Source organism: Halobellus salinus (assembly GCF_014646875.1).
GTDB lineage: Archaea > Halobacteriota > Halobacteria > Halobacteriales > Haloferacaceae > Haloquadratum > Haloquadratum salinum.
In genome coordinates, this window is record NZ_BMOC01000006.1 from 109831 (window position 1) to 123770 (window position 13940).

14 protein-coding genes are annotated in these 13940 nt (G+C 66.0%); 5 read left to right on the forward strand and 9 right to left on the reverse strand.

All coding sequences use genetic code 11. The features are described from left to right. Positions 1–95: 95 nt before the first annotated feature. Positions 96–383 carry a DUF5789 family protein gene (locus IEX72_RS06655; protein WP_188786597.1) on the forward strand — a complete coding sequence of 96 codons (288 nt, stop codon included), beginning with the start codon at positions 96–98 and terminating at the stop codon, positions 381–383. A 16-nt stretch (positions 384–399) separates the two neighbouring features. Next, entirely contained in the window at positions 400–1089 is a 690-nt protein-coding gene (locus IEX72_RS06660; protein WP_188786598.1) for a CPBP family glutamic-type intramembrane protease, read from the forward strand. 43 nt (positions 1090–1132) lie between these two features. Here the strand turns inward: IEX72_RS06660 and IEX72_RS06665 are convergent, their stop codons facing one another. Next, entirely contained in the window at positions 1133–1441 is a 309-nt protein-coding gene (locus tag IEX72_RS06665) for an SHOCT domain-containing protein (protein ID WP_188786599.1), read from the reverse strand. A 141-nt stretch (positions 1442–1582) separates the two neighbouring features. On the opposite strand from IEX72_RS06665, the gene IEX72_RS06670 reads away from it, so the two are divergent. The 3 genes from IEX72_RS06670 (at position 1583) to IEX72_RS06680 (ending at position 5644) form a co-directional block, all read left to right on the forward strand. Beyond that, positions 1583–2032, forward strand: coding sequence for a DUF302 domain-containing protein (locus IEX72_RS06670; protein ID WP_188786600.1), 450 nt, complete (start codon positions 1583–1585; stop codon positions 2030–2032). A 321-nt stretch (positions 2033–2353) separates the two neighbouring features. Beyond that, positions 2354–3187 carry an MBL fold metallo-hydrolase gene (locus tag IEX72_RS06675; RefSeq protein ID WP_188786601.1) on the forward strand — a complete coding sequence of 278 codons (834 nt, stop codon included), beginning with the start codon at positions 2354–2356 and terminating at the stop codon, positions 3185–3187. 60 nt (positions 3188–3247) lie between these two features. Beyond that, complete coding sequence (locus IEX72_RS06680) at positions 3248–5644, forward strand: ATP-dependent DNA helicase (RefSeq protein ID WP_188786602.1); 2397 nt, start codon at positions 3248–3250, stop codon at positions 5642–5644. A gap of 27 nt (positions 5645–5671) precedes the next feature. Here IEX72_RS06680 and IEX72_RS06685 read toward each other — a convergent pair whose 3' ends face one another. The 8 genes from IEX72_RS06685 to IEX72_RS06720 form a co-directional block, all read right to left on the reverse strand. After that, a complete protein-coding gene (locus IEX72_RS06685) occupies positions 5672–5857 on the reverse strand; it encodes a DUF7576 family protein (protein WP_188786603.1) in 186 nt (61 codons plus the stop codon). Positions 5858–5959: 102 nt separating this feature from the next. After that, complete coding sequence (locus IEX72_RS06690) at positions 5960–7048, reverse strand: CheF family chemotaxis protein (protein WP_188786604.1); 1089 nt, start codon at positions 7046–7048, stop codon at positions 5960–5962. Then, a complete protein-coding gene (flaJ, locus tag IEX72_RS06695; protein ID WP_188786605.1) occupies positions 7045–8808 on the reverse strand; it encodes an archaellar assembly protein FlaJ in 1764 nt (587 codons plus the stop codon). Before flaJ ends, IEX72_RS06690 begins: the two co-directional genes overlap by 4 nt. Before the next feature lie 67 nt (positions 8809–8875). Beyond that, a complete protein-coding gene (locus IEX72_RS06700) occupies positions 8876–10543 on the reverse strand; it encodes a type II/IV secretion system ATPase subunit (protein ID WP_188786606.1) in 1668 nt (555 codons plus the stop codon). Then, complete coding sequence (locus IEX72_RS06705; protein WP_188786607.1) at positions 10543–11289, reverse strand: ATPase domain-containing protein; 747 nt, start codon at positions 11287–11289, stop codon at positions 10543–10545. Before IEX72_RS06705 ends, IEX72_RS06700 begins: the two co-directional genes overlap by 1 nt. A gap of 2 nt (positions 11290–11291) precedes the next feature. Continuing rightward, positions 11292–11741, reverse strand: coding sequence for a flagellar protein G (locus IEX72_RS06710; protein ID WP_188786608.1), 450 nt, complete (start codon positions 11739–11741; stop codon positions 11292–11294). Continuing rightward, positions 11742–12206 (reverse strand): fla cluster protein FlaF, encoded by a 465-nt coding sequence (locus IEX72_RS06715; protein ID WP_188786609.1) that lies wholly within the window; start codon positions 12204–12206, stop codon positions 11742–11744. Continuing rightward, the gene (locus tag IEX72_RS06720) at positions 12190–13806 is read right to left on the reverse strand and encodes a flagella accessory protein C (RefSeq protein WP_229663763.1); all 1617 of its coding nucleotides are present in this window, start codon (positions 13804–13806) and stop codon (positions 12190–12192) included. The genes IEX72_RS06715 and IEX72_RS06720 overlap by 17 nt, the downstream gene beginning before the upstream one ends. Between the last annotated feature and the right edge of the window lie 134 nt (positions 13807–13940).

Sequence of the window (13940 nt, forward strand, 5' to 3'; positions counted from 1 at the left end):
TGGACCGGTCGAACGCGCCGGTGAGGCGCTGTCGGCACCGCCCGTTCCCGGAGCGTGCCGAAGGGGTTATTTCGGGCGACGAACAATCCGGGCGTATGGCAGACGACGCCGAGACAGACGAAGACGAACCCGTCGTCGAACTGGGCGAGGCGGCGCCCGTCGAAGGGCAACCCCTTGCGCGGGTCGCCGCCCGACTCACCTGGCCCCACGAGGTGAGCCGGATCGACGAACAGGAGGGCGACAGCGTCATCCGGACGCCGTCGGGGCCACAGCCCGTCTCGGAGGTGCTGGACGACGTCGACGAGACGTACCTCGACTCGAGGCAGGCGTTCGTGACGGCCGTTCGCGACGTCGTCGGTACCGGCCCCGTCGAAACCGAGTGATCGGGGCCGCGCGACGGTGTCAGTCCACGCCCGCATCCGCGCTGCCGCCGGCGAGTCGACCTGGCTGCAGCGCTCGCTCCTCTTCGGACTGGCGCTTTCGCTCCTGTGGAGTTCGTGGTCGGTCCCGCCGACCGACCTCACCGCGCGCGTGGTTCGCGATGCCGTTGTCTTCTTTTTCGCACCGGCCGCGCTCGCGGTGACCCACGGGCGCCGGCTGGGTTATCGGGTCGATCGGATCGCGGTCCGCGACACGCTCCTGCTCGCAGCGTTTGTGCTCCCCTTCTACCTCGTCGGGTCGGCACTACCGAGCATTCGAGCGTACTACCCGATGTGGCAGACCACCACCGCGTTGGGGTCGTTTCTCCCGCACACTCTCCAACAGTTTGCGGTGGTCGTCGCCGCCGAGACCTACTACCGCGGGCTGCTCTGTGTCGGCGTCAGCGACGACTTCGGGTTCAAGAGCGTCTTCATCAGCCCCGTGGTGTACGCGCTCCACCACGTCGGGAAGCCCCCGATCGAACTGCTGCTCTCGGGCCCTACGGACGTGCTATTCGGCGCGGTCGACTACCACAGCCGGTCGATCCTCCCGTCGATCGTCGCCCACGGCCTGGGGCTGACGCTGCTCGACTGGCTCGCGCTCCACGACCCGCTCGTCCCGCCGTCGGAGGTGGTGGCGGCCCTGCGGTGGCTTCCGGTGCCGCTGTGACCCGGGTCGCCGGCTCGTCGGGAGACAGTGTGAAAAATCCGTATCAGGAGTGGCGGGTGCCCGACAGCCGCGTCCGCCGCTCTTCGAACTCCGCGTCGTCGATGTCGCCCGTCGCGTAGCGCCGTCTGAGGACGGCCAACGCTTCGTCCTGTGTGTCGGTTGGAGTGGTGGACCCCCCGTCTTGCAGCGACCGAAACACCAGATACACCACCCCGACGAGGGCGACGAGCGCGAGTCCCACCCACAGCGGGCCCCAGTGGGTCCCACCGACGACTCCACCGGCCCCACCCATCGGCCCGTAGTGTGCGCCGTGCTGTCCCGAGTGCTGCAGGAGTACTGGTAGGATGTGCATCTGTGTTGCCTCCCCGGTTGGGTGTCGGCCCGGGATTCGCCTAAGTGGGGCGACGGTTCCCAGTCCGTGAGAACACGTTTGGGCTGCCGGTCTACGACCCAACCCGTACGTTTTCGTCGGTCCGGCGCGTACCGTTCGAGGATGACACTACCCATCGACCCGGCGGCGATTGCGAGCGGCGACATCGGCGAGGAACGCGCGACGCTCCGGATGGACCACGAGGCGGCGGTCGAACACGTCCGCGAAACGTTCGTCGACGCGGGGTTCGGCATCGCCACGGAGTTTTCCCCCTCGGAGATGCTCAACGAGAAGGTGGACGCCGGGCGGGACCCCTACCACGTGCTCGGCGCGTGTAACCCGACGATGGCGGACCGCGCGCTCGACGCGACCGACCGGCGGATCGGGGGACTGTTCCCGTGTAACGTCGTGGTCTGGCAGGAGAACCCCGGGGTTCAGACCGTCTACCACGTGAGTATTATGCGTATCGCGCGGCTGCTCGGGGTGGCTGCGGACGGCGACGCGATGGACGACATCATCGCCGATACGGGCGAGTTGGTCGACGAGGCGTTCGGCAACCTCAACGCGGCGTAGTCGGTCCGGCGATCACGTGTCGGTCCCGGTGGGGCGTGGCTCCCACGACCCGAGCCGGCGCATCGTCTCGTCCATCTGCGAGAAATCGGCGGTGGCTCTGATACGTGAACTCATCTCACGATTAGCAACGAGTATGATACATAAATACTTTATGTCGGGATATTGCGGCGTACCACCGGTTATACCGCCAGAATACTGCCGATACAGTCGGTTTCTGCCCAATAATCCGAACGTTTGTACTACAGTTCCGGGATCGGCCCTGCGGTTAATGCCCCGGTCGCCTCCGGAAGATTTAGTCCCCGCCCCGGTCCACTCGGAGGTATGACCCGGAGCGACTGGGGCGAGTGGCTCCCGCGCGCCGTGGAGTCGGCCGACCCCGACACCGTTGCGGTCTGGTATCTCGGGTGCAACGGGTGCATCCTGAAGGGATCCGGTGGGACGACCGTCGCGATCGACCCCTACCTGGGGACGGGTGATCCGCCGCGGACGATCCGGATGATTCCCGTCCCGTTCGACCCCGGCGACGTCAACGAGATGGACGCGGTGTTCGCCACCCACGAGCACACCGATCACACCCACGGCCCGAGCCAGGCACCGATACTGGCGTCGACCGGGGCGTCGTTTTACGCGCCCGACGACTCGCTGTCGGTCGCGCTCGACGACGAGGAGTGGCCTGCGAACTACGACGTCGACCACGACCAGCTCGTCGAGGTCGCCGAGGGCGAGGCGTTCGCGGTGGGTGAGTTCACCGTTCACGTCGAGTTCGCTCACGATCCCGACTCCACGCACCCGGTCTCGTACGTCTTCGAGCACGACTCGGGGACGTTCTTCCACGGCGGCGACACCAAACCCCATCCGGAGTTCGACACGCTCGGGGAGCGGTACGACATCGATCTCGGCGTGTTGGCGTTCGGCGCGATCGGGAACATCGACGACAAGGAGACGGGCGAACCGGTCCGGACGCGGTGGTACTCCACCGAGAACGAGGTGATCGAGGCCGCGTCGGACCTCCGGTTCGACCGGCTCCTCCCCACCCACTGGGATATGTGGAAGGGGCTGACCGCGGACCCGACGGCCCTGCACCACCACACCCGGAGCTACGACCACCCGCGCTCGCTGGCAATCGCCGAGATCGGCGATCGGGTCGACCTCTGAGCGACCGAACCGCCCACACGAACATTTTTCATTGGGGCCGCGGCCAGCACCGACACCGATATGAACGCAGCGGGTCGACCCGGTGACGTGACTTGGGAGTCGGTTTTCGGCCACAGCGACCCCTACCCCGAACAGGCTGACGGCATCGACGCCGCGGTCGACATCGCCGACGACGGCGGGTTCCTGGTGGTTGAGGGCGCCTGCGGCACCGGGAAGACGATGCTCGCACTCACCGCCGGGATCGACCGCGTCCGCGATCCCGACTCCGACTACGAGCGGGTGGTGGTGCTGACGAGCGTCAAACAGCAGCTCCGGCAGTTCGAGGAAGACCTCCGCGCGATCAACGCAAACCTTCCAGACGAGTGGTCGCCGGTGTCGGGGGTGACGCTGGTCGGGAAGGCGGACGTGTGTCCGTACAGCCGCGAGGGGGTCGCCGGGATCGACACCGGAACCGTGTACGACCGGTGTGAGGGGCTCCGCGAGCGGACCCGGAACCTCGTGGGCGACGGCGGCGACACCACCGCGGGGGCGTTGGCGTCGGCGGCGCGGGAGGCCCAGACCGGACTGGTCGATTCGGGGTCCGCGGACGGGCCCGACTACCTCGAGACTGCGGGCGAACCCACACCGTACCTCCCGGGGACCGCCGAGCACGAGGGCGTGGAGTACTGCCCGTTTTATGCCACCTTCCTGGAGGACGCCCCCGAGGACGGCGACCCCATCGAGGCGGTTCCGTTCGACATCACGGACCGAGGCCACATCGACACCGAGGAACTGGTCGGACTGAGTGCGGGGCACGGCACGTGTCCGCATTCGGTTATGGGTGCGGTGCTGCCGCACGCCGAAGTGGTGCTGGGAAACTACTACCACGCGTTCGACCCCCAGACGGTCGGGTCGTTCACGGGTGCGGTCGTCGACGACTCAACGTTCGTCGTCTGCGACGAAGCGCACATGCTTGAACCGCGCGTGCGCGACCTGGTGAGCGACGGCGTCGGCGACGCGACCCTCCGGGACGCCGAAGGCGAACTGACCCGCGTGATCCAGCCCGTTGAGTTCGAGCAGTCCGGCAGGGAGCCCGCCGGCGACGCCGGAACCGCCGACGCCGATCTGGTGCGGGGTGAACTCGAGAACGCGGACGTGACCCTGCGGGAGGTGAAAGAGACGAGAGAGTTCCTCTCCGACCTCCGGGAGGAAGTCGATCGCAGAGTGCAGGCGCACCTGGATCGGACGGTGCCGGACTGGCGGGCGGATCCGCGAGCACTCGGCGATGACGAGCTCCCGCTGCGGGACCCCGAGGAGCCGGGCCGCGACGACCTGACCGCGTGGGCTGACGACGCCGGCTACGGCGAGGGCGCGTGGCTCCGCGCGGAGGCGGTCGGCGCGGTCGTCGCGCGGATCCTGAACGAAGCGGAGGGCGAGGACGTGACGCGGGCGGCGCCGGCCGTCGGCCGAGTCCTCGCCAACTGGGTCCGCGCGGACCACACTGCCTTCTTCCGGGAGATCGAACTGGAGCGGACCTGGGACGAAACCGAGCCCTCGGGGTCGTGGCGGCGGGCGTACAACGCCCGACTCGGGCTGCACAACTGCGTGCCCGGCGAGGCGATCGCCGAAACCCTCGGGTCGTTCGGCGGCGGGGTGTTGATGTCGGCGACAATCGAGCCGATTGAGGTCTTCCGGGCGGTCACTGGTCTCGATGACCTCGCGGCCGACGGCCGACCGGTCGCCGAACGGACCTACGGCCTCTCGTTTCCCGAAGCCAACCGGGCGTCGTTCGCGGTCGATGCTCCGAAGTTCACCCACGAGAACCGTGGCCGCAAGGGAGCGTCGAACCCGACCCGGCGGGCGCACGTCGACGCGGTGTGTGACGTCGCGGCGTCACCCGGAAACGTCCTCGTTGGGATGCCAAACTACGCCGAGGCGGCGTGGATGGCCGACGCGCTGACCGATCGGCTGGACCGGCCGGTCCTGCTCGATGAGTCCTCCGACGACGACGCCACGGAAGCGCTGAAAGCCGAGTTCTTCGGCGGCGACCCCAAGGTGCTGGTGACGAGTCTCCGCGGGACGCTCACCGAGGGCGTCGACTACCGCGGCGACCGGCTTGCGGCCGCGGTCGTCTGTGGCGTGCCGATCATCGACACCTCCAGCCCGCGGACCCGCGCGGTGAAGACGGCGTACGACCGCCAGTTCTGCGGCGACGGACAGGGCAGCCGCAGCGGGTTCGAGACCGCGCTCACAGTCCCCGCGGTCCGGAAAGCCCGACAGGCCGTCGGCCGGGTGATCCGGGGGCCGGAGGAGGTGGGCATCCGCGCGTTCGTCGACGCTCGATACGCCCGAGAGTCGTGGGACAGCGTCCGCGGTTACCTCCCACCGGCCGAGCGAGCGGAGTTCGACGCGGTCAGCCCGGATCTGCTCGGGTACGGCGTCGAGCGGTTCTGGTCGTCGGTCGACAATGACGGGTGAGTACCGCGGCGCGGTCGCCCCGTGTCGCTACGCGCCGTCGTCGTCGGCCAGACACTCCTCGGAGCAGAAGTGACGGTGGTGAGCGCGTCCGTCCTCGACCCGGGTGACGACGCGGTGTGTGGGTGACTGGACAATCTTCGTGCCGCAGGTCGCACACTCGGGGGCGTCGTCCTCGTCGACGTCCTCCCCGAGGTCCGAGGTCGGATCTACCATCTCTTCGAGTGGGTCGCAGTCGGTCCCACTTTACCGTGTCGTTCTCCCCGGAACGGTGTCTGTACCCGGCGTCGTGAGGGTCTGCCCCCTGCTGGCCCCGCCTCAGACGTTGATGTCTTCGAACTCGTCGTTCACGATGAACCGGCCTTGAGGGGTGAGGCCGGCCGGCGGGTCGGCGTCGGTGATGAGCCCGTCCTCGTGAAGCGATTCCAGCCGGGTGTCGAGTTCGGCCTCTTCGACGTTCAAAAGCGACGCGAGGTCGATCCCCTCGCTTGTTGAGTACAGTCCCACGAGAACCTCGAGTTCGGTCTCCTCGACGTCGATGTCGCGGACATCGGTTTTGATCCAGTGGTAGATGAGCCGGAGGTACCGCCCCAGGATGTTCATCTTCCGCCGCGACGCCATCGTGATTTCGCTCGTGACCGTCCGACCGTCATCGACGTGCTGGACCGAGAGCACGAGGTGGCTCCTGGCACCATCGCTCCGTTCGACCACCTCAAAAAAGACGACCGACGCGAGGTCGATCGACACCGAGTCGACGTCGGCGATATCGCCGCCCGTGAACCACACCGACTCGTACTCGAGGTGGAGCCCGCTTTTCCGCTCCGGGGAATCCATCACCCGCCCGCCGACCTTCGCGGGGTGAGTGATGAGCGCGACCGACCCGTTGAGCACCGCCCGGAAGAGCAGGAGCGAGAACTTCTCGATGGTCTCGCGGTCGCCGCCGATGACGGTGGTCTTCCGGCGGTCGCCCGCAACGTACCCGATCATAACGGTGTAGTCGAAGAACTCCTCAACCTCCGGGGGGACCTGTCCGACAGCGATGTCGAAGATCGACGCGATCGGGACGGTGGTCTTTGTCCCCGAAGTCGCAAGCACCAACCGCCGCTCGCTCATCAGAACCCGTCCTTTCACCGGATCGAACGCGGTGCTGCCGCCGGCGACGAAACTCGCGATGAAATCGACCACGACCGACTCCCCGGACCCGTCACCGTCGTCCGACCGTCTGCCGGCGGCGTCGCCATCGCGGACGTCGCGTTGCCGGTACGCCTCCAGTACGTCCGAGCGTCTCTCGGCCACGTCGCCGTCGGCACCACCGTCGTCGCCGTCGGCACCACCGCCGTCGCCGTCGGCACCACCGTCGTCGCCGGCGTGCCGCGGGGGGTCGGCACCGGAGTCCGCCGGGGTCATACGCTTATTAACCCTCCCGCGAGCCACGACGTCAACACCGCGGCGCCGCACCCGATCCACACCAGGATCACGAAGTGGAGGTAGGCGTTCGCCTTGTGGCCACCGTCAACCATCCGGATCATGAACGCCGAGAGCACGCCGTTGAACAGGATGATCAGGGAGAGCAGATACTCGATGACCGGGATGTTGTAGACCCCAGCATAGATGATCTGGCCGAACTCGAACTGCGCGAGGTTCAGGTCAGTGGAGAACGTCGCCAGAATCTCCACGACCTCCAGCCCGATAAAAAACGCAAAGGACGCCGAGGCGGTGATCCCGTAGAGCACGCCGATCAGCGTCACCGTCGCCTGGCCGCGCTGGCGTCGGAGCTTGAGCACCTCGTTCATGTTCGTCGAGATGAGTTCGCCGAGCTGTTTCGGCTCCCCACCCATCTGTCGCCCGATCAGGTACATCTCGGAGAACTTCTGGATGAGGTAGGAACTCGCCTCGGCGGTGAAGAAGAACCACGATCGGTCGGGGGCGACCCGCATGTTCAGCCGGACGTAGAGCCGGTCGATCTCCCGGGAGAGCACGCCGAAGTTCTTCTCACGCAGCGACTCCAACACCGCCCGGGTCGTCGACTGTTTGGCGCTCTCTGAGGCGCCGAGCGCACGGATGAACCCGGGGTACTCCTCGTCACGCTCCTTGACGTCGTTCTCGTGGTGCCGCGCGACCAGCCCCGGGACCGCAAGGGGCGTGATCGGCACAGCGATCAGCACCGGGACCGGAGTGTCGAGCATGATTCCCCGGACCGCCTCCCCGAGCGGCGTCCACCCAGCGGTCCCCAACCCGAGGATACCGATGAACGTCAGGCTGAGCGCCGCTGCGCCGTAGAGTGCGATGTCGATCTGGCGCTCCATCCTGGTTCGGTACTCGTCCTGCTGGTACCAGAGCGGATCGTGCGGCGACATCGTCCGAATCACGAAATAAAACCCCAGTTGGACGAAGACGAACAGCACGATGACCGCTGCGATCGTGAGTGTGGCGTCGGTGCCGGTCAGGATCGGGAGCACTATCGCGTTGATGATCGCGAACGTCATCGACAAGATCATGGAGAGATAGAGGTCCTTCATAACGTCGAGGTTCCCCAGTGCGCTCTCGTAGACGGTGACGTACTTTTCAATCATAGTCTGCTGTTCGCCGAGCAGGAAGTCGTCGAGGCTCTGGCCGGCGTTCAGCGAGTACGCCAGCCGGTCGAGGAAATCGCCGAGCTCCCGCGACGGCACCGCCCGCGACCGGCGCTGGAGCGCGTCGTCGAGCGACTGGTTCCAGGTGTCGACGAGTTCGGTGATCCGGCGCATCTCAACCGCGAGTTCGCCGTACTCCTCCTCACGACCGAGCTGTCTGAACACCGCGACCCGGTCGATGTTCGTGGTCGAAAGCACGGTGAGGTGGGTGATAACGAGGTGAAGCTGGTTCTCCAGCCCGCGGCGCTGGTTTTCCACCAGCAACCGCGGGTACAGCAGCCCCGACGCCAGGAGCAACACGCCCAACAGGAGCACGGGGAGCCGAACCAAGAGCGGAACCGGGAGCGCGATGGCGCCAACCACCCCCAACACGAACACGAGCACCGACGGCGCGAGGACGGTGAGGCCGTACTTCCGCGTGTCCATCGGCATCTGCTCGTATGCGTCGAGCACCGACGACGCGAACTCCCGGATCTGCTCCCGCTGGGCGCCAAGCCCCGGATCCACGTCGGCATCTGCGCCGGCTTCGCTCATACTGGCTCCCTCCGTCCGGCCGTCGGCACCGGTGCAGTCACCCCCACCGGTCGGACGCGCCACGCCATCACTCTACCCTCGTGACGTCGAACGGCAGCCCCTCTGTCCCGTCGCGCTGGAAGTCTTCGATGAACTCGTTGACCTCGTGGTACCCCACGATGTTCTCCTGGATCGCTCGATTGATAATCTCCGTGCGGAATTCGAGGTCATCGTAGATCTTCCGGGTGTCGTCGTACCCCAGAAGCGTCGCGATCTTCTCTTCCATAACGTAGGAGTTGTTCCGGCCCTGGAACACGATTTCGTCCTCAACAGGATCCCAGTAGAACGCCTCTCGGGTGACGACCCCGCCCATCTCCTTGGAGTACCCCTCGATCTCCTGGACCGAGGTGACGCGGCGGAGGGTCTCGTCGCCCCGCTTGACCCGGTTCTGGAACAGCGCGATGTCGGCGTTGGACATGAACGTCTCGGGGACGTTTATCGGATCGCCGGTGAACCGCTGGATCATGGAGACGATGTCGGAGGCGTGGAACGTCAGCATGACAGGGTGGCCGGTCTGGGCCGCCTGGAACGCCATCCGCCCCTCCTCGCCGCGGACCTCCCCGACGATGATGTAGTCGGGGCGCGACCGGAGCGCGGCCGCGACCAGGTCGAACATGTCCACCTCTGAGTCGGTGCCGCGACCCTCCCGGGTGAGGAGCTGCTGCCAGGTGTTGTGCGGGGGCAGCACCTCCGCGGTGTCCTCGGCGGTGTAGATCTTCGCGTCCCGTGGGATGAACGACGTGATCGCGTTGAGCGTGGTTGTCTTGCCCGACGCCGTTTCCCCCACGACGAAGATGGTCCGCTCGTTCTCTAAGGCCATCCAAAGGTACGCACACAGCTGCGGCGAGAGGGTTCCCCAGTCGGCGATCTGGAACACCGAAAGCGGTACGTCGTCACCCTGCCGGATCGTGAGCGACGACCCCTTCAGCGACACGTCGTCGGAGTAGATGATGTTGATACGCGACCCGTCGGGCAGCGTCGAGTCCACGATCGGGTGAGCGTCCGAGACGGGGTCGCCGATCCGCTCGCCCATGTTTCGGAGCCAGTTGTCGAACTGCTCTGCGGAGTCGAACTCGATTGTCGTTTCGAGCAGTCCGAACTCGCCGTGGTCGACGTCGACCTGGTTGGGGCCGATGACGTGGATGTCCTCGTTTGCCGGGTCGCGCATAATCGGTTCCAGCGGCCCCAACCCGACGATGTCGCGCACCAACCGGTACTGGATCTTCTGGTGGGTCTGCTCGGAGACTTCGAGCGGGCCGAGTTCGAGCCGCTGGACCAGCTCCGAGAGCCGGCCGTCGCGTTCTTTCTCTAGGACAGTGATCTCGTCGAGTAGCTCTTCGATCCGATCCTCGTACTCGGTGTTCTCGGTCGGCGCGGGCTGGGAAACCGACCGTTCCAGGAGCTTGTTCTTCACGTCGCCGAAGACCCCTCGCTCGGACTCGTTGAGTTCCGGTTCGATGGTGTAGTATTTGGTGGTCTCGCCGAAGTTGCCGTACACCTGGCTGTAGACCGGGCCGCCGAGGTGGTAGATCACGTTCGGCCGCCGCGACTCGTAGCCGTCCGGCTCGTCGACCAACATCGGAAACTCCCCGGTGATCTGTCGGAACCGCTTGAGATGGTCTTGGAGGTGTGTCCACCGTTGAGCGTGGCGTTTGAGTTCCGGGTCCAGCTTGGCCGAGCCGTGTTCGGTCGCCATTACGCAACGCTCCTGGACTCGATGACGATGCCGATCCCCGACCGGACCGAGAAGCCGACCCGGTCGCCCACCTGTTCGCCCATCCCCGCGAACCGCTTCACGAAGATGTTCCGCCGGACGTCGTTGCCGACCTCAACCATCTCCAGTTGGAGGTAGACGTCCGCGATCGACCGGAACGGGCCGATCGCCTCATCGTCGACCGTCGAGGGGTCGACCGTGAGCACGATGGTCTTGCCTTTCGTGGTCAGATCACGGAAAAAGGAGATGATCTCGAGGGCTGCCTGGCGCTCCTCGTTTTCTCGGACCAACGCCTCGAACTTGGGGTCGTTCCGGAGGATGGCGTCGAAGGTGTCGACGACGATGACATCGGCGTCCCACATCGTCTCGGCTCCCATCATCCGCTTGAGTAGCTCTTTCCGTTCCTCTTCGCCACCGCTTAACGTCCCCGAAGCGTCGATCTCTGCCGGGATGAAAAGCACCTCCTCGTTGATCAGGGGTTTGACCATGTCGTAGGCCAGCGAGTTCATCTGGTCCAAGAACCCTTTCACGCCCAACTCGGTCGAGACGAGCGTCGTTACCACGTTCTCGGTGTTGAACCCGTAGGTGAACCGCTGGGAAAGGACGCTCTTGCCGGCGCCGTAGTCGCCCTCAACGAGGACAATCGAGCCTTTGGGGATGCCGCCGCCGAGTTCCTTTTCGAGCCGATCGTGGTCGGTGAGTCCGATGGGGTAGTGGTTCGAGCTCATCGTTATGTCGTGGTGAATCTGAACGTCTCTTCGTCGCCGCTGACGACAAGCCGAACCCGGTGGTCGCCCGGATCCAGCGGGGTTAGGTCGCCGATGGTCACCCTGACGACTCCGTGGGGCGTCCACTCGGTCCCGCCGTCGACAACGGTGACTGATACGTTCGTGCGGTACTGCGCGTCGACGATCACGTCGACGGACTCGCCCGTCGCGGGTATCGTTCGCCTCCCCGTGTTCTTGACGTAGAGTGTGAGGGTGCCCGCATTGTACACGTTGCTTTGGGAGTCGCTGATGACCTCGATATCGGTCCTGATGTTCTCGGCGACATCGGCGCCGCGGTCGTCAAGCGCACCACTGATTCCGGTGACGGTGTCGATCAGGACACCCGCCACCCCTGCGGCGACCACGATGCTCGCGATGAACAGGATCAGGCTCGGGACCGAGACGTCGGCCACTCAGCCCACCTCCTCAACCGTGGTGTTGCTCGCGGCTACCCCGTTCTCGGCGACGACTTTCACCCGGTCTGGGGTGGTAGCGTCCAACGCGGGCGCGGTGTCGGCGTCGACGGTCACCACAAGCGACTGGTCGGGCGCCCACACGTCGGTCGCGGTGTCGTCGTCGACCGCCGTCGAATCCGGGATCGCGAACTCGTTGTCTACGAGAAGGCTCGTGTCCGCGACCGACAGCGCCGTGGTCCCGTTGTTCGTGGCGGTGACGGTGAGCGTGCTCGTGTTGGTGTTGTACGTCACGGACGCCACGTTGATCACGGTGTTGCGACGGTCGAGGAGTTCCTCGCTCTCGGCGCTGCGGGCGTCGGATAGCTGTTCGGCGCTGCCCGCCGCCGCGGTGTACAGCGTTCCCGACGCGATCAGGACTCCCAGGAAGACGACCGCTGTCGACCCGCTAACGCCGAATCCCACGGGCACCACCCCCGAGTGCCGACAGCTCTTCGAGCAGCCGTGCCTTTTCGACGTCGCCGGCGAGCCGGCTGATGTACGTGAGGCTCTCCTGGTGGTCCCGGACGCGGAGGTCGCGGGTCTCCTCGGTCCCGCCAGCAGCGGCAGCGTTGCGGACGTGTTCGCCGACGGTCCGCTCGACCTGGCGAGTGATCCACCCCTGTTCGCGGTACTGCCGCAGGGCGCGGACTGCTCCGACCACGCCGCCGACGTCGACCAGGAACTGGGTCCACTCGAGCACCACCGACTCCGCGGTGTATCTGGCCGGAATCCGTGTGAGATACGCGTCGGCGTCGTGCTCGGCGGCTGCCGTGGAATAAACGGACGAATCCGGACCCGCGTGGCCGTTGGTCACACCGTTCGTCTCCGCGCCGGGACTCGCGCCCCGGGCGTCTTCGGGATCGACCGGGTCCGACTGGACGAACTCGTCGGCCTCCACCTGGTCGGCTTTCACTCGACCCGCCTCAACCTCGTCGGCTGCCACTCTATCAGCTTCCACCTCATCAGCTTCCACCTCGTCGGATCCGGTACTCTCGGCTTCCACCTTGTCGGCTTCCATCTCGTCAGCTCCTCCCTCGTCGGATCCGGTACTCTCGGCTTCCATCTCGTCAGCTCCTCTCTCGTTAGCTTCGTCCCTGTCGCCGGGTCCGTCATCACCATCAGCTTCGTCGTTGTCGGACCCGAACGCGTCGTCCGCGTCGGGGTCGTCGATTCCGTCGGCATCGAATGGTTCCTCCGCGACAGCTTCATCGAGGTCGCTCTCGGCGTCCTCGTCGTCGGCGACTTCGTCCCACTCGCCGTTCTCCTCGTATTCGGATTTTAGCTCATCGAAGCTCGTTCCCCCGCCGGCGTTGGTCGAATCGTCGCCGTCAAGCGCAGCCGCAGGATCCTCCCGTTCGTCGCCGGCGAGTTCGTCGCCCGCGGCGAGTTCAGCCTCGTCCTCGTTTGCGTCGATGTCGCCGAAATCCTCGTCGAAGAACGCCTCCGCGTCCGCGTCGGCGACGTCGGGGTCAAGGCTGTCGTTGGACTCTTCTTCCATCTCGAAGAGTCCGAAGGCGCCCTCACTCTCCAAACCGCCCATCTCGCGGGCGTCGTCGACGAACGGGTTGATGCCGCGAGTAACCATTTCGTAGATGTCCAGCAGCTTCCGAACCGTGTCGTCGAGTTCCTCAACGGTCTCGCCGATCTGTTTGTTCTCCTCGCGAACGGTGCTCATCTCCGAGGTCGTCGAGCTGAGCTCGTTTTCCAACTCGGAGATCCGGTCTTCCATCTCGGCGATGGTGTCGGGATCGATCTCGGTCCCGCCGAGGTCGCCGCCCGCGTCGTCGAGACCCTCCGTCCCATCGCCGAACCCACCCATATCGCCGTCCAGACCGTCCATTTCGTCGCCTGCATCGCCGCCGAAACCGCCCATATCGTCGTCGAAGTCGCCCATCCCGTCGTCAAGCCCGTCCATATCGTCGCCCGCGTCGTCGAAGTCGCCCATCTCATCGTCGAACCCCAGGCCGTCCGTCGCGACGGGTTCCGACTCCGAGCCATCACTCCCGGTGATCCAGTCCATCATATCCATCCCGACTCACCCTCGTCGCTCCGACTCCCGGTTGCCGCCCGGCGCGGCCGCCGTGGAGGGACGCAGCGCCCCGTAAACGCCGCTGGCGCGGTCCGACCGGTCCGGCGGTCCGGTCTCGGTGGCTCAGG